This is a genomic window from Nostoc sp. UHCC 0870 (genome assembly GCF_022063185.1).
Taxonomy (GTDB): Bacteria; Cyanobacteriota; Cyanobacteriia; order Cyanobacteriales; family Nostocaceae; genus Trichormus.
Genome location: NZ_CP091913.1, coordinates 4,534,107 through 4,550,612, shown reverse-complemented (window position 1 = coordinate 4,550,612; position 16,506 = coordinate 4,534,107). Strand labels below are relative to the sequence as shown.

Sequence of the window (16,506 nt, the reverse complement as noted above, 5' to 3'; positions counted from 1 at the left end):
TGTTAAGCTGGGTTGCATATTTCCTTTAATTTGAAGCAGAATATCTGCCCTCAGTCTACGATGGGCATTGGATATTTCCAGCCTTTATGCTAAAACTCACACAACTTACGTCATTACGAATTACGTTAGCGTAGCGGGGCGCAGCCCATTACGAATTACGAATTACGAATTAGTACCATCCCTTTATTTTGAATAAGTAACAGCGTCTATGAAATCTATTATGGTAGTGGGGACAACTTCCCATGCAGGGAAATCACTAATAACTACAGCTATTTGTCGGATTTTGTCGCGGCGTGGCTGGCGAGTAGCCCCCTTTAAAGGACAAAATATGGCTTTAAATGCCTATGTTACAGCCAATGGAGGAGAAATTGGCTACGCCCAGGCAGTACAAGCTTGGGCAGCCGGTGTTATACCTTGGGTAGAAATGAACCCGATTTTGCTCAAACCTCAAGGAGATATGACATCTCAGGTAATTATCAGAGGTAGGTACGTAGGTAAAGTTAACGCGGCTGACTACTACGAGCAATATTTTGAAATGGGTTGGCGGGCGATTGAAGAATCTTTACAGCATTTAGGTACAGAATTTGATGTCATAGTCTGCGAAGGTGCGGGGAGTCCAGCCGAAATTAATCTCAAGCACCGCGACTTGACCAATATGCGGGTAGCAAAATATTTAAATGCTCCCACCATATTAGTAGTTGATATTGACCGTGGAGGAGCTTTTGCCCACGTTGTCGGCACACTAGAATTACTCGATCCAGACGAACGCCAATTAATTAAAGGTATAATAATTAACAAGTTTAGGGGACAGCGATCGCTCTTAGATCCGGGAATAAAATGGTTAGAAGAACGAACAAAAATTCCTGTGATTGGTGTAATACCTTACCTACAAGAATTATTCCCCGCCGAAGATTCCCTAGATTTGCTCGACCGTAAACCATCAAAAGCCCAGACTGATGTAAATATCAGTGTGATTCGCCTACCCAGAATTGCCAACTTTACCGACTTTGACCCCTTAGAATCAGAATCCACAGTCTCCGTTAGATATGTGAGTCCAAAGCATGATTTAGGACACCCTGATGCAGTGATACTACCAGGGACAAAAACCACAATTGCAGATTTAATCCTGCTGCAAAAAACTGGTATGGCTGAAGCAATTCAAAACTATGCTGCTTCTGGTGGCACAGTTTTGGGTATTTGTGGCGGCTACCAAATGCTAGGACAAATCATCGCCGATCCTGAAGGTGTAGAAGGACAAGCCGGTAGATATCAAGGCTTAAATCTCTTACCCATTAAAACCGTAATTACCGGCCAGAAAATTGCCCGTCAGCGTCAAGTTAGCTCAAATTTCCCCCAAGCGGGATTACCTGTAACTGGGTTTGAAATCCATCAGGGGCGATCGCGTATAGAACCACAAGGAGATAGTCAGGCCTATCAAGCTTTATTTGATGATGCTAACTTAGGATTGGTAGATAGCTGTCAATCAGTTTGGGGTACATATCTCCACGGACTGTTTGATAATGGCCCCTGGCGACGCGCTTGGCTCAATCGCCTCCGTCAACAACGAGGATTGAAATCTTTGCCTACAGGTGTTGCCAACTACCGAGAACAACGGGAGCAGATGTTAGACAATCTGGCGACCGAAATTGAAACCCATTTAGATTTAACGCCCTTTTTGCCGTAGTTAGGCTAGATTTCATGAATGTTCGTGTCCGTTTTTTGCCAGATGATGTCACCATTGATGCTGAAGTAGGAGAACCCCTATTAGATGTAGCAGATCGAGCGGGGGTTTTCATTCCCACTGGTTGTCTAATGGGGACTTGTCACGCTTGCACGGTAGACCTTGATGATGGAGAAACCATTCGTGCTTGCATTACATCTGTACCACCGAAAGATGAAGAATTAACCGTCCATCTATTTAGTGACCCAACTTGGTAGTTTTTTCATCCCACCTCAGAAAAAATATAAGATAGGCATAGGCTCAACCAAGATGCGATCGTCATGGTAAAAACACCTCCACAGCATCGGACAATTCCCCTTCTAGAAAACGGCGACAAACTCACCCGGTATGAATTTGAGCGTCGCTACAACGCCGTGTCCAACCTGAGAAAAGCCGAATTAATCGAAGGAATTGTCTACATTATGCCTGCTGCTTTGCGTTTTAGAAGTCACGGTCAACCGCATGGTTGGATTCTTACATGGCTTGGTACTTATGAAGCCGCTACTCCTGGTGTAGCCTTGGGAGTTGAACCAACTGTGCGTCTAGATTTGGATAATGAACCCCAACCAGATGCTGTACTTATCATCACGCCAGAAGCAGGCGGTCAAACAAGACTAAGTGATGATGACTATATCGAAGGCGCACCAGAGTTAATTATCGAAATTGCCGCCAGCAGTGTCGCCATTGACCTTCATGGCAAAAAACAGGCTTACCGCCGCAATGGAGTTAAAGAATATATCGTCTGGCAAGTTCTAGAGCAAAAACTGAGTTGGTTTTATTTAGAACAGGGTGAATATTTAGAGTTAGTCCCTGATGATGATGCAATTGTGCGAAGTCGAGTTTTTCCCGGTTTGTGGTTAGCGATCGCAGATTTATTAACCGGGAATGTTCAGTCTGTATTGGCTGTTTTACAAACTGGGTTACAATCCACCGAACACGCGACATTTGTCAAGAAACTCTCAGCTTGAGATAAACATCTAGCATACCAGACTACCAAACCGTATAACCGTCACGTTACATCATTTACAGTATTTGCGGTCAAGTATAGGGCATCTTGATTATTAACGGCGTAAACTTTTTCAACATAAACACCCGACACTAGTTATAATTTCCTATAAGTTGAAAAAAGTCTTAAGATTAGCGTAATAGTTACGCTTGTCTTATAACGACTAGCTGAAAATCAATATTAGGAGGACTATCTATGGCGCTGGTACCAATGCGGCTACTGTTGGAACACGCAGCTGAGAACGGTTATGGCATCCCAGCTTTTAACGTTAATAACCTAGAACAGATTCAGGCAATTATGAAGGCGGCTGCTGATACAGATAGCCCCGTAATTTTGCAGGCTTCTCGCGGCGCACGTAACTATGCAGGGGAAAACTTCCTCCGCCACCTAATTTTGGCTGCGGTAGAAACCTATCCTCAGATTCCCATTGTCATGCACCAAGATCATGGTAATGCTCCTTCTACCTGCTACTCAGCCATCAAGAACAACTTCACTAGTGTGATGATGGATGGTTCTTTGGAAGCTGATGCTAAAACCCCTGCAAGCTTCGAGTACAACGTTAAAGTTACCAGCGAAGTTGTCAATGTAGCTCATTCCTTGGGCGTAAGTGTAGAAGGCGAACTCGGTTGCTTGGGTTCTCTGGAAACTGGCGCGGGTGAAGCTGAAGATGGTCACGGTTTTGAAGGTACTCTTGACCACTCTCAACTGTTAACTGACCCCGATGAAGCTGTTAACTTCGTAGAAGCAACCCAAGTAGATGCTTTGGCTGTAGCTATTGGTACAAGCCACGGTGCTTACAAGTTTACCCGCAAACCCACCGGCGAAATTTTGGCTATCAGCCGCATTGAAGAAATTCACCGTCGTCTACCTAACACCCACTTGGTAATGCACGGTTCTTCTTCCGTTCCTGAAGATTTAATCGCTTTGATTAACGAATTCGGCGGTGCGATTCCTGAAACCTACGGTGTACCTGTAGAAGAAATTCAAAAAGGTATCAAGAGTGGTGTTCGTAAAGTTAACATCGACACCGACAACCGTTTGGCTATCACTGCGGCTGTGCGCGAAGCTTTAGCAAAAAATCCCAAGGAATTTGACCCCCGTCACTTCCTCAAGCCTTCTATTACATATATGCAGAAGGTTTGTGCTGAACGCTATGTACAATTTGGTACTGCTGGTAACGCTAGCAAGATTAAGCAAGTTACTCTCGAAGAGTTTGCTGCTAAATATGCTAAAGGTGAACTAAATATGATCACCAAGGCTGCTGCTAAGGTTTAATTTTAGTCAAAGATAAATAGGGGCAATATTTTGCTCCTGTCAAAATTTTTGATATTTATATAAATCAACCGGGAGAACTGAAAGTTTCCCGGTTTTTTATCACTTTTTTCAGGTTGGCAAAGCTATGGACAAAGTAGTTTAATCGCTCCATGTGGCTGCATGCTTTGCAATCCCAATGACTCAGTTGACATACTCCCCCGAATTGTATTCGAGGGATTCTAGCCTCAAACAGTGATTGCTGGCAAAGCCCGACTTACATCACCTAACCGAATGGTAGATGCCCCAACCATTTGAATATTACGTGCGGCGTTTTCGCCCCTTCCATTAAGTAAGAAACTTACAAAAAATAAAACATCCCATTGAAGATAATAATCATTATATTAGGGGATAAAGAGTATACAATACTTGCCTAAAAGTTTTTTTGAAAGCTCTTTTTACATTTCGTTATAAAATTTCTGAGTCCATACGGTACTTAATAAAAATTTCAACATTGTTTGTTGTAAAATTCTGAGCTTATATGGTAACTTTCTTGTAAGTATCGTAAAAAGGCGGTTTCAAATTACACAATTAATTTAAAGCAAATTTAACATTTGTATAATTGTTTTTTCTAAATTGAATTTCGGAGAAGTCAATCTAGTGAAATGAATTACGAATGAAACAGTCCTGCTTAAAAAACGGGGTAAACATTTTTAAATTCCCCTTTTTTTAAGGGGATTTAGGGGAATCTAACAATATCTGATAGACTACTAATAACTTTTAAAACATCCTCTTAAGTTTATTGCTATAAGGAAACAAATGTATTTGCTCATATTTCTCAACACTAGTTAATAAATATTGGAGAAAAAAATGACAAGGATTTTTATCATTGAAAATAACCTAAAAGAAAACAAATTTTTAAGAAAAAAATTAGGAACAAAATTCATTGATAGCTTCGACTCTAAAGATATTAATCTTAGTATCAAACAAGCAGAAAAAGACTCGTCGGATGACTGTGTTATTTACGAAATAGAAATACCTGAAGTTAACGCTTGCGGTTTCGTCAGAGTCTTACATCAAGGCTCTATTACTGCAAATATTCCTTTTAGTTATATTCATGATCGCCAAAGTAATCTGGAGCAATCCAAAGATATAAATTACCATACAGATAAACACTTAGGCGATTTTTATAACTTAACGGAATTAGTCAAAAAGATAACTGACCTAAAGCAATATCTTCAAAACTCACAATTGCAGAAAAAAAGTATTTCTAACAACCATTGGAGTGCTAATCAATCTCAGCCAATACTTGAGCCAATTCCAGCAAAAACTACAAAATCGACAGACGATAAGTCAAAATTTTCTCAAGATCCCCTGTTGAATCAAGTTTTCCAGTTTATTGATCGCAATTATCATCTCACAATTACACTTTGTGATGTAGCTCTAGCAGTTGGTTACTCCGCAGCTTACTTAACAGATTTAGTGCGTCGTCAGACAGGAAAAACAGTCAACAATTGGATTATTGAGCGCCGAATGACAGCAGCACGTCAATTACTGCTAGAAACCAATCAAAGTGTAAATCAGGTTGCTTTAGCGGTCGGCTATCAAAATGAAGGTCATTTCTTTCGCCAATTTCGACAGCACCACGAAATTACCCCCCAAGTATGGAGAAAAATCCAGCGTCAAATAGAAGCTAAAGAATTGCGAGTCTCACAAAAAGATTGTGCATTGTAGTCAGAGCTTGCTTTTCTTAGAGCTACTAAATATTAGTGAGGAGGAAACTGAGTGTTTGTTAGTAAGAAAATTTTCTATCACAGACTAAAAAACGGAGGAAAGTTGCGATCGCCTCCAAAATCGAAATCGTCACTTACCGAAAAAAAAGATAGCATAAACATACTTATGTAACTAAAAATGAAGGGTTTACATCGGTTAGTTTACCCACCAGCCTGGTCTATTGCTGCTAAAATTACGGCTGCTTTGTTTGCAACCGCAATTATACCGATGGGCTTTACTGCCTGCTACAACCTACGACAAAGTTTAGCTAGTCTGGAAGCTGGCGAATATCGCAAATTAGAGTTATTAGCGGCTAGCACTGCTAGTCGGCTTGACCAATTGCTAATCAATATTCAACGTCTCATCGTCCAAGTCAGTAGCGATCGCAACGTAGTTGGGTTTCTGACTGCAACCATACCTGAAAAGCAGGAAGCCTTGCGCCCTAACTTACAACGTACCTTGGATAACGTTTTTCGTTCTAATCCAGACTTCGATGCTGTGTTCCTCATGGATGCACAAGGTAACTGTCTTGCTGCCACTGATCCGAAATTCGTGGGAAAAAACTATGCCTTCCGCGAATACTTTCGTGTCAGCATCCAAGGGCGACCTTACATTTCCAGCATTTTAGTTGGTCAAACTACTAAACGACCGGGGCTTTTCCTTTCCTATCCCGTGCGTTCTGATCAAGGAAAAATTGTCGGCGTGGCAGTCCTAAAAATTAGAGGAGAAAACATCTGGGCAATTGTCAATGCGTTGCAGATAGACTCTCAAAGCTACGCCTTTTTGATCGACCAACAAGGAATCGTCATCAGTCACCCCAATCAATCTCTGCTGTACCATAGTTTGATTCCTTTGCCGCCCAATATCCAGAAGCAAGTCATGGCCGATAGAGATTACGGGCTGAAAAAAATTAACAGCTTAGACATTTCGGAATTAGCGGTGATGGTGAAGGCAAAAGAACCAGGCCACGCCAGATATCGCTCTGGACACGAACAGATATCTAGAATAGTTGGCTTTGCACCCTTGCAAGTGCAACCTTGGGTATTAGGCATCAGCCAACCCAAAACGCAGTTTGTTGTTCCTTTGAACCGCCTAATTTGGCAGCATGGCAGTAGCGTGCTGGTAGTGGGAGGAATTACAACGATTGTTGCGCTGTTATTAGCTCGAAGTATTTCCCGACCAATTCACAGCCTCACAGCCGCAGCCCAAGCACTAGAGCAAGATAATTTTCATCCAGAAATGTTGACTGATGCGTCTAGAACTCAAGATGATATCGGACGCTTGGTGCGTGTCTTTTTGAATATGGCTAGTGAGGTAAAAGCTAGAGAGCAAAAGTTAAAGCGACAAGTAATCGATTTACGGGTTGAAATTGATGAAACACAAAGAGCAAATCAAGTATCTGAAATTACAGAGAACGAACACTTTAGACAATTGCAGCAAAAAATTCAAAAGCTCAAACAGCAAGTAGCAACTTCAGATGAAACTGAAATGGATTACTTCGAGCGATTGCACAGTAAAGTGGAATCTCTCAAACAGCGATCTCTCAACAATTAAAAAATCTAGTGTTCTATCGTAACAAATAATACCAAAAATATTTTTAATCCAAAATCCCACATCTAAAATCCAAAATCGGTATGACAGATGACGAACTGATATCGCGTGAGGAAGTGCTGGCTGGTTTACCCGCCAGACGGGCGAATACATTGCTGTTTTTGATTGAGAATCGGACAGCGCAGATAGTAGCGCGATCGCGTGTGGAGTTTTCTCTGACAGAACAAGCAACCCACGAGCGAGATATGGCTTTTTTAGAAGCTTTTGCCCTGGGAAATGCCCCACCACTGCACCCAACAATCCAACACTTAGAATGCCATGCTGGCAACTGGGCATCTTTAGTTCCATCAAATCCGAGATTAAAGGCAGCCATTGCTCATGCTCTCTCCCAAAAATATACCTTCACCTATCAAGTAGTACCGAACATTCGAGCCGCGTTAGGTTTAGATGAAAAAGCCATACAGATGGCTTATTCCCGCCTCTATAGGACACAGTTAGCCAAAATCTTTGCACCCAAACTGTCCTTCATGGAACAGTTACGTTGGACATTATCTGCGATCGCCCAAAAACTAGAATCCTTACCACCATTTTGGCTGGCTTCTTTACTGACAGTTGCCCTTGGGCTTCCCCAAGCATTTCTCGCCTTACCCATTGCTGTTGCCAATATCGGCCCCCTACCAACAGTAGCCTTTTTAATGATCATCGGCATCATCAATATATTTACTATGGTTTGCATGGCTGAAGCTATTGGGCGTAGTGGTGATTTTCGTTATGGTAATGCTTTTATCAAACAATTAGTATCTAACTATTTAGGAAATATAGGTTCTTCCATACTTTCTGTTGCTGTAGGCATTCGTGTTTTTCTGATTGCCTTAGCTTGTTATATCGGCTTATCAGTAACTATGGCCAACTTCACCCAGATTAGTGCTGCACTATGGGCGGCGGTACTTTTCTGTGTGGGCTTATACTTACTTTTACGTAAATCCCTAAACTTCACAGTTGGTGTAATGCTATTTCTGGCAGCCATCAACGTCAGCTTACTTTTGATGCTTTCGCTTTTGGCATTGGGTCACATACAGCTAGACAATCTTTTATATGTAAACTTGCCTTTCCTCAAAGGTGAAGCTTTTCAGCCTTTGATGTTACAGCACTTTCTTGGTGTGAGTCTGATGCTCTACTTCGGACATATATATGTAGGTGAATGTGCAAAACTTGTGCTTCCCCGCGATCCCAGTGCTTCATCGCTGATTTGGGGTACTGCGGTGGGAACAGCAATTTTAACAGTTCTGTTTTGTCTGTGGGTGATTGCAGTGAACGGAGCTATTTCACCACAGTTATTGTCTGGACAGTCAGGAACAGCCTTAGATCCTTTGGCTGTGCAAATCGGCCCCATTGTGAAAGTGTTAGGAGCAATCTTAGTCACTTTACTGTTAGGAATGGCTTGGTTGCGTAGTTCCAGCCTATTGCTGAACTTAGCGCGTGAGTGGTTTCCTGTCCCACCTCAACCTCTGTTAATGCTACCGCGTCAGCAAGGAACAGTAATATTACACCCCCGCAGTAATTCTAATGACGTTCCTTACATCGGTTTAACTTACTTAGGAATGGAGGTAGATCAGCCAAAGTTCCGTTTAGATATCCAATTGAAGGGAAATATACATCATTTAGAGATTGTTGCTGCCCAACGTTGGGACATCAAAGAGTTATTCCCACAGTTAAGAGAACTACGCAAGTGGGACACTTCTTTAACCCTAGAAGTGCGATCGGCCCATCAAGATGCTGCTTGTATACGAATTACCTCGGCGATGGTTTTAGTTTACGAAGGAGCCTTGAAAGCAGATGTAAGTAATGCAACTCCTGTGCAGAATGCTCAAATTAGTAAGCTGAATATAAAAACCAAAACACAACGCCTTTGGACAAATCTACTTTCCCAACGTCGCTTGTTAGTATCCATCAGTCCCTTAGTGCTAGTCTTCTTGCTAACAGAGTGGCTATGTCTAGCTGGTACTCAATCCTTTAGCAATATACTTGCTTTTGCTGGCGTACTTGGTAACACCATCGTTGGCGGGATTTTTCCCGTTCTCATGCTAATTTCCAGCCGTCGCAAAGGAGAGTTAGTACCAGGAGTAGTTTTTCAACTTCTGAATCATCCAGTTTTGATTGTGGGTACATACAGCCTTTTTCTAGGTATATTATTTTTCCACGGTTTGTTCATTTGGCAAAATCCAGTGGCACGCTTTAGTGCATTGGGTATTGCTTTACTATCGCTCATAGCAACTTTTGTTATGAAGCACTATGGAGCATTTGCTTCTCGTGTTGTGGTAGAACTCCGAGAAGAACAGCAGCGAGAAGGACATTCCGTCTTTAAAATTACTGCTGGCGGAAGACCACAAATGGCAGAAATACGGTTGGGATATGTTGACGGCGAACAACATTACCAAGCTTCGACAGTCGAAATTCCCTCACTTGAATCGCTCAAATATGCCATCTTTCACCTCCCAATCAAGCGAGAAAAAGAACTGAGGGTGTGGACGCACAGAAATAACTCCCAGCTAGAATCCAAGAGCTTACCTGCTTTTGTGGAATTAGAAAATGGCAATAAAAAAATGCAGTTTGATTTGAAGCTATCAAGCGGAAGAGTTTTACTACCCATCACAAACAATAACTGTTTGTTGAAATTTACATTCCCATAATTAGGAACTCCCTATTCTCTCCGAGCCTCTGCGCCTCTGCGTGAGCAAAATATCTCCTTAATCAGCAAGCCCAAAAAAATTATTAGAGGTAAATTATGGCACAAATCGTCTCCGTTCATTCCTTCCGTGGTGGAACTGGTAAATCAAACTTAGTTGCCAACCTTGCTGCCACTATGGCAAATCAAGGCCAAAAGGTAGGGATTGTTGATGCTGACATCCAATCACCGGGAATTCACGTACTTTTTGGTTTCAATGAAGAAAAAATTCACTACTCGCTCAATGACTACTTATGGGGACGCTGTAGTATCAAAGATACTGCCTATGACGTTAGTCATACTTTATTAACAGAGATGAAACAGACAGGTAACATCAATGGCAAACTTTACCTGATTCCTTCTAGTATTAAAGCCGGAGAAATTGCCAGGGTACTGCGTGAAGGGTACGACGTAGTTAAGCTTAATGATGGATTTCAAGAACTTATCCGTTGTCTGAATTTAGACTATCTATTAATTGACACCCATCCTGGTTTGAATGAAGAAACCTTACTTTCCATCGGGATCTCCAGTATTCTAGTCATCATCCTGCGTCCAGATAGCCAAGACTTCCAAGGTACTGCCGTGACAGTGGATGTGGCTCGGAAGTTGAAAGTGCCAAAAATGCTGTTAGTGGTGAATAAAGTATTACCAGCTTTTGATTTTGCTGATTTGCAGAAACAGGTAGAGACTGCCTATAAAACGCCAGTCGCAGGATTAATGCCACTATCAGAAGAGATGATGCAACTAGGTAGTAAAGGTATTTTTTGTCTGCGCCACTCCGAACATCCTATTAATCAAACGGTGAAAGGGATTGTTCAGCAAATTGCTAATGCAGCTTGATAGTTTATGCACAAAAGGCGATCGCTTCGTGCTGATGTTCTGACTTACTTCGGAGCTAATTCATCTGAAGTAGAGGAACTATTGGGATACAACGAAAACGTTTTTCATCCCAGTCCCTTGACTCATCTTTGTAAATTTCCCCTTGCACCCGAACCTCATATTACTGCTTGGGAAGAGTATGCGATCGCATCTCAAAAAATCGGAGTCTTTGAAACGCTATCAACCAAGCTTGTACAGTTGCAGTTTCCTATCCAGGAAGGAATTAGCCAAACCGAGGCTTATCGCGCTGCTACTCGTAGAGGCGTTACTACAGATGCTATGTCAGAGGCAAGTGGTTTGATCTTAAAGCAACCAGAGAAACTCCAATTGATTATGTATCCCAGCCTGGCGGGAACAATCCCAGTTTTGGTTGCTGGAAATCGAGATGATTTTGTATCTCTCATACAAGCATTAACCAAGCGCAACGAACCAGTAACAATCCCTGCATCTATGGGAGCTTGCATAGTTAGCGGGTTTAATAACTGGGATCGAATTCGTCGCTATCGCCAGCAATGGGAAGTGCAAAATGCTGATAATTGTTCTGAAAGTAGATGGAAAGCGGAATTTCAGCAAATTATTCCGCAAAAGCAACTTTATCAAGATAAGTTCATTATTTTGAGTCCTGGTTCTTATAGCAACATATCAGCTAGAGATATGGGACTAGAAGAACAAGAATGGTTGCGCTTATCTCTGATAATTCGCTTGGAACATGAATGTACGCATTACTTCACATATCGCCTATTTAACTCAATGCGTAACAATTTGTTAGACGAATTGATTGCTGACTACAGAGGTATTGCGATCGCTTGTGGATACTATCGAGCAGACTGGTTTTTGCGCTTTCTTGGCTTAGAGTCATTTCCAGCTTATCGCGCAGGAGGTAGGTTAGAAAACTATCGAGGTCAACCGCCTGTTTCTGATGGAGCTTTTAAGATTTTACAGGCATTGGTGAAGGCAGCCGCAGAAAATTTACAACGCTTTTATGCTGAGTATATACAGCAGTCAACAGACAAAAATATGCAACTTTTGATGTTGATGGCATTAACTTACTTGACATTAGAAGAATTAGCTGCGAATGAGGCAAGATTTTTTATCCAACAAGCATTAAAAGAATTACAGAAAACCTTCTGTTTTGATTTTTACGAAACCAAATATACTCCTGAGTTACTGTTTTCTATTCCCTAAAAAACATAAGGATGCAAGTGATGACAGAAGTTCTACTGAAAGAATTAAGCAAAAATGACATTGATTGGATAATTTCTACAGGTAATCGTCAAGAAATTGCTCCCGGAACGATACTCATTCAAGAAAAAAAAGCACCCAATGCTTTGCATATTCTCTTAGATGGAACATTAAAAGTTACTGTCTCCCAACCAGAGCAGAATCCTTTGGCGCGTGCTTTTGCTGCGATAGAAGATATTGAAACTTTAGACAGAGAAATTGCTCGATTATCAAGGGGTGAAGTAGTCGGCGAAATTCCATTTATCAGTAATCTTTTAAGTACAACAAATATTAGTGCTGTTGAAAAGTCTCTTGTTATGTCAATTCCTCAACAGCAATTAGCAGCAAAATTTCAGCAGGATGTTGGTTTTGCAGCCAGATTTTATCGAGCGATCGCTATTATATTTTCCGACAGACTGCAAGGGGCTATTAACCAACTTGGGCGAAAAAACTTTGGTAAAAGCCAACCTGTCAGGGATGTTTTGTGTGTTTTAGGAGAATTGCATGATAGTGACATTGATTGGCTGATGGCTGCGGGAATTCCTCAAACAGTTACTGCTAACACTGTCCTCATTCATCAAGGAGGAACTGTAGATGCGTTGTATATCATCCTAAATGGAAGAATGTCACTTTCGATTTCTGAGGATGAACGTAATCCTTTAGCTCGTGCTTTTGCAGCTATAGAAGGTAATGAAATTGCAGGTAGAGAGATAGGAAGAATATCGAAAGGTGAAATTTTTGGAGAAACACCATTTATTGATAGTCGGCTACCTTTGGTAAATGTCAAGGCTATTGAAGACTCTTTAGTGTTGTCAATTCCTCGACAACAACTAGCAGCCAAATTACAGCAAGATATGGGTTTTGCATCGCGGTTTTATCGAGCGATCGCTACTTTACTTTCTCATAGATTGCAAGGAATGTATATTCATCTGAGTTATGGTAGGCAGGTTTATAGCCGGGGTCTACCATTGAATGAAAATCTTGAATATGAAGATGAATTGAATATCAATATCTTAGATCGTGTAGCACTGGCAGGTAAAAGGTTTGATTGGATGATGGAGCATTTAAGGGTAAGTAGATAATTTAAAATTTTTTAACTAAATTCATGAGGTTTAATATATTTAGCGGCATTTCATATGTCGCTAAATTTGGATTTTTTATTGTATAAATAATATTAAATCTGAGAATAAATTAATAATACCAACAAATATAACTAAAAAAAATAGAGTATTGCCTAAAAATTTTGTATTGTTTGTTGAATTGATAAAAAATAAACTATTGATAGCAGCTAAGATACAGCGTTTTGCTGGCAAAGAAATACACTTTCATGACAAGAACCAATAATTTGGTTTTTATAGTAGAGAGTGTATGTAAATAGATTAAATTAGCTGTAATACACAACTAGTAATAGAAACAAAAAAATGTCTAAAGAGAACTTAGAAAAATTCTACCAAGAAGTCTTACAAGACTCAGCAATGCAAGATAAATTCAGAGCGGTAAATGATGCTAACTCCTTGGCTCAACTAGCTGTGGAGCTTGGTAAAGAAAAAGGCTACGATTTCAACATCGAAGAAGTGAAAATATATAGCAACAATTTGGATGATTTAGAATCAGAAGAGCTAAGTGATGAGCTACTTCAAGGTATAGCTGGTGGAGGCAATGGTATTTGCTGGAAGTCAAGATAGCGTAGAATTTCTTGTTGGTCTAGCCTCATAATTTTTAGTTTTTTCTACCCACTCTCTTGATAAACTCTGCATATCTAGGCGATGTACCATTTCATTTTCAAAATGAAAGATATGCAAAAATGTAGAGGCCGAATTAGTTGGTCTCTACACAAATTATTAATATCAGGGTTTTTATTCTAATTTTAATATTGTTATATAGTTGGATGAAAAGCTCTTATAAAGATTGTTAGACCCAATAAAATTTTTAATTACAAATTTACTTAACTTCAGATATTTGATTATCAATAGCTAATATCAGTAATATAGTTAGCTGACCAAGATAATCTATTGACAGAATAAACATTAAATTTTGATAACAAGGAGAGAATTAGTGAAATTTAAACTGGAAGACTACCTAAAAGTTGTAATTCCATATCTTAGTTCCGAACTAGTTTCTCCTGAAGCATTATCTAATATTCGCAGCTTAACAAAAATATTACCACCCTTTCCATTTTCTATACTTGAATGCCGTTTAGGAGAAGAACAACCCAGAGTAGATTTAGAAGTTGGTTTATTTTGTAATAATTTTACTCTGCCAGAAACATTTATGACTCATCCTAAATGGCAAGCTTTTCAGCACATTTACCATGAATGTAGCGAATCAAAATATTTTTTATATCAAAAAGTGAAAGATATATGGCTAGAATTTGATGTAGATAAACAACCTTTGCAACTACCAGTTCCGTGTATCTTCTTGGCTTTAAATCAGGAAAATAATAGTACGCCTCAAGAACTAATTGAAATAGTTAACCGATTACTTAATTATCGAGTATCCTCTATCTTTGCATCGAGTCTTGCACTCACCATGAATTGTCTACCTAGCAATTCACACATCACCTATATTGGTGCAATGCTATCTCGTTCAGACAAAGCAATCAGGATTGTTACAAGTGAAATTAGACCAGAACAATTACCAGAATATTTGGAAAGAATTGGCTGGATGTATTCAATCGATAAACTACAATCTGTCATTTCTGATTTATCGGCGTTTGTAGATTATATTTGCTTAAGCTTTGACGTAGGTGAGAGTATTTTACCTAGAATAGGTTTGGAATGTCATCTATCAAAAATGCCTAAATATGAAACGCGATGGCAATTATTCTTAGATTATTTGGTTAAAAATAGATTATGTACAGTACCTAAGAGAAATGCAATACTTGATTGGCCAGGATTTTGCCAAGAAAAATCTCATCCAGAACTTTGGCCTGAAAATCTAAAATGGGGTGATTCTTTTCTAGGTACTAAGGCATTGAGCATTTTCGCTAGAAAAATTAGCCATATAAAAATAGTTTATGAACACGACAGCTTAGTAGAAGCTAAAGCATATTTATGGTTTGGACATACATGGTTAGATTCTAGACTCGTGAGACAAGAATTAGCTTTAAGCACATCGGCATAATCTAAATCATCCATCACTTAATACAAAATTAAATTAATAGGAAATTAGGAGTCATCAATGTCTAAATATTCTGAAGCTCTGGAATCACAAATTGCGGTTAACGATAGTATAAATATTAACAAAGAAGGAAAAGTTTTAGTTAAAGATAGCACAATGTTTAAAATGAGTATGCTATCAAATAAACAATTTAACTTACGGTACTTCAATCTCATAATATTGCCAACAGAAAAATGTAATTTTCGTTGCACTTACTGTTATGAAGATTTTTCAGTAGGGCGTATGAAAAGAGAAGTTGTTGATGGTATTAAAGCCTTCCTAGAAAGACGCTGTGTAGATATAAATTTTTTAGCTGTTTCCTGGTTTGGTGGCGAACCATTAATTGCTAAAGATATTGTATTAGAAATCTCTAAACATATTATTGAAATGCTCAATAAATATCCCCAATTACGTTACAAAGGAGAAATGACAACAAATGGTTACTTACTAGATTTAAAAACAATCACAGCTTTAGCATCTGTGGGAGTTAGGCATTATCAAATTTCTCTAGATGGATATCGTGAAGTACATGACAAAAGTCGAATTCGTGCAGATGGTGGCAGTACATTTGATCGAATTTGGGCTAACCTACTAGCAATCCGTGATAGCTCATTATCAGTGAATATTTTGCTGCGTATTCATTTTAGTGTTGATACCCTTGAACTGCTTGATCCATTAATTGAAGAGATCAAAAAAGAGTTTATTCATGATTTAAGATTTTCTGTTTTTTTCAAAGCAATTGAACGACTAGGCGGATCTAATGATGCCTCAATCAAAGTTTTTTCAGAAGTAGATAAAGAGAAGGCTATTAACTTATTACAAACAAAATTATTTGGTGACAATCTTGCGTCACCACAAAATTCTTCTGTGTCAACTCATCCTGTCTGCTATGCAGCACAACCAAATTCATTATTAATTCGCTCAAATGGGGATGTAGGAAAGTGTACCGTAGCTCTTAATGATGAACGAAATAAAATAGGATCTTTACAGTTAGATGGTACGCTCAAATTAATACCAGGACGTTTTGCACCTTGGGTTCGTGGAATTGAAAATATAGACCCCGTTGAATTAACTTGTCCTCTGATTGGTTTACCTGCAATCAATGAGCCAATTTCTAGGTAATTCACAATAAAAATTATTGTCTGGCAAATAGAGATACCCTGCTTTTGGCAATTGCAAGAATTGTTAGAGATAACAATATCTCTGACAAAAATTTTCCCA

13 protein-coding genes are annotated in these 16,506 nt (G+C 39.6%); all 13 read left to right on the top strand.

Annotated elements, in window-relative coordinates; translation table 11 throughout:
- The first annotated feature begins 208 nt into the window (after positions 1-208).
- The 13 genes from cobQ (at position 209) to L6494_RS19110 (ending at position 16,407) form a co-directional block, all read left to right on the top strand.
- Positions 209-1,684 (top strand): cobyric acid synthase CobQ, encoded by a 1,476-nt coding sequence (gene cobQ, locus L6494_RS19175; protein WP_237989307.1) that lies wholly within the window; start codon positions 209-211, stop codon positions 1,682-1,684.
- Between the two features lie 14 nt (positions 1,685-1,698).
- Complete coding sequence (locus L6494_RS19170) at positions 1,699-1,938, top strand: 2Fe-2S iron-sulfur cluster-binding protein (protein WP_237989305.1); 240 nt, start codon at positions 1,699-1,701, stop codon at positions 1,936-1,938.
- Positions 1,939-2,001: 63 nt separating this feature from the next.
- Positions 2,002-2,688 carry a Uma2 family endonuclease gene (locus L6494_RS19165; protein ID WP_237989304.1) on the top strand — a complete coding sequence of 229 codons (687 nt, stop codon included), beginning with the start codon at positions 2,002-2,004 and terminating at the stop codon, positions 2,686-2,688.
- 233 nt (positions 2,689-2,921) lie between these two features.
- Entirely contained in the window at positions 2,922-4,001 is a 1,080-nt protein-coding gene (gene fba, locus L6494_RS19160; RefSeq protein WP_237989303.1) for a class II fructose-bisphosphate aldolase, read from the top strand.
- Between the two features lie 846 nt (positions 4,002-4,847).
- Positions 4,848-5,711 carry a helix-turn-helix domain-containing protein gene (locus tag L6494_RS19150; RefSeq protein ID WP_237989302.1) on the top strand — a complete coding sequence of 288 codons (864 nt, stop codon included), beginning with the start codon at positions 4,848-4,850 and terminating at the stop codon, positions 5,709-5,711.
- Between the two features lie 177 nt (positions 5,712-5,888).
- A complete protein-coding gene (locus L6494_RS19145; RefSeq protein ID WP_237989301.1) occupies positions 5,889-7,304 on the top strand; it encodes a PDC sensor domain-containing protein in 1,416 nt (471 codons plus the stop codon).
- Between the two features lie 80 nt (positions 7,305-7,384).
- Positions 7,385-9,991, top strand: a complete 2,607-nt coding sequence (locus tag L6494_RS19140; RefSeq protein ID WP_237989299.1) for a hypothetical protein — start codon at positions 7,385-7,387, stop codon at positions 9,989-9,991.
- Positions 9,992-10,086: 95 nt separating this feature from the next.
- Entirely contained in the window at positions 10,087-10,866 is a 780-nt protein-coding gene (locus tag L6494_RS19135) for a MinD/ParA family ATP-binding protein (protein ID WP_237989296.1), read from the top strand.
- A gap of 6 nt (positions 10,867-10,872) precedes the next feature.
- Positions 10,873-12,090, top strand: a complete 1,218-nt coding sequence (locus L6494_RS19130; RefSeq protein ID WP_237989294.1) for a DUF7005 family protein — start codon at positions 10,873-10,875, stop codon at positions 12,088-12,090.
- A 20-nt stretch (positions 12,091-12,110) separates the two neighbouring features.
- Positions 12,111-13,208: a cyclic nucleotide-binding domain-containing protein gene (locus L6494_RS19125; protein ID WP_237989293.1), complete on the top strand. Its 1,098-nt coding sequence runs from the start codon at positions 12,111-12,113 to the stop codon at positions 13,206-13,208.
- A gap of 339 nt (positions 13,209-13,547) precedes the next feature.
- Positions 13,548-13,811 carry a Nif11-like leader peptide family natural product precursor gene (locus L6494_RS19120; RefSeq protein ID WP_237989292.1) on the top strand — a complete coding sequence of 88 codons (264 nt, stop codon included), beginning with the start codon at positions 13,548-13,550 and terminating at the stop codon, positions 13,809-13,811.
- A 370-nt stretch (positions 13,812-14,181) separates the two neighbouring features.
- Entirely contained in the window at positions 14,182-15,249 is a 1,068-nt protein-coding gene (locus L6494_RS19115; RefSeq protein WP_237989291.1) for a hypothetical protein, read from the top strand.
- Positions 15,250-15,306: 57 nt separating this feature from the next.
- Complete coding sequence (locus L6494_RS19110) at positions 15,307-16,407, top strand: radical SAM protein (RefSeq protein WP_237989290.1); 1,101 nt, start codon at positions 15,307-15,309, stop codon at positions 16,405-16,407.
- Positions 16,408-16,506 lie beyond the last annotated feature (99 nt).

Coding starts and splice junctions, on each gene's coding strand:
- L6494_RS19135 (WP_237989296.1), top strand. CDS start 10,087: ATGGCACAAATCGTCTCCGTTCATTCCTTCCGTGGTGGAACTGGTAAA.
- L6494_RS19120 (WP_237989292.1), top strand. CDS start 13,548: ATGTCTAAAGAGAACTTAGAAAAATTCTACCAAGAAGTCTTACAAGAC.
- L6494_RS19125 (WP_237989293.1), top strand. CDS start 12,111: ATGACAGAAGTTCTACTGAAAGAATTAAGCAAAAATGACATTGATTGG.
- L6494_RS19150 (WP_237989302.1), top strand. CDS start 4,848: ATGACAAGGATTTTTATCATTGAAAATAACCTAAAAGAAAACAAATTT.
- cobQ (WP_237989307.1), top strand. CDS start 209: ATGAAATCTATTATGGTAGTGGGGACAACTTCCCATGCAGGGAAATCA.
- L6494_RS19130 (WP_237989294.1), top strand. CDS start 10,873: ATGCACAAAAGGCGATCGCTTCGTGCTGATGTTCTGACTTACTTCGGA.
- L6494_RS19145 (WP_237989301.1), top strand. CDS start 5,889: ATGAAGGGTTTACATCGGTTAGTTTACCCACCAGCCTGGTCTATTGCT.
- L6494_RS19165 (WP_237989304.1), top strand. CDS start 2,002: ATGGTAAAAACACCTCCACAGCATCGGACAATTCCCCTTCTAGAAAAC.
- fba (WP_237989303.1), top strand. CDS start 2,922: ATGGCGCTGGTACCAATGCGGCTACTGTTGGAACACGCAGCTGAGAAC.
- L6494_RS19110 (WP_237989290.1), top strand. CDS start 15,307: ATGTCTAAATATTCTGAAGCTCTGGAATCACAAATTGCGGTTAACGAT.
- L6494_RS19170 (WP_237989305.1), top strand. CDS start 1,699: ATGAATGTTCGTGTCCGTTTTTTGCCAGATGATGTCACCATTGATGCT.
- L6494_RS19140 (WP_237989299.1), top strand. CDS start 7,385: ATGACAGATGACGAACTGATATCGCGTGAGGAAGTGCTGGCTGGTTTA.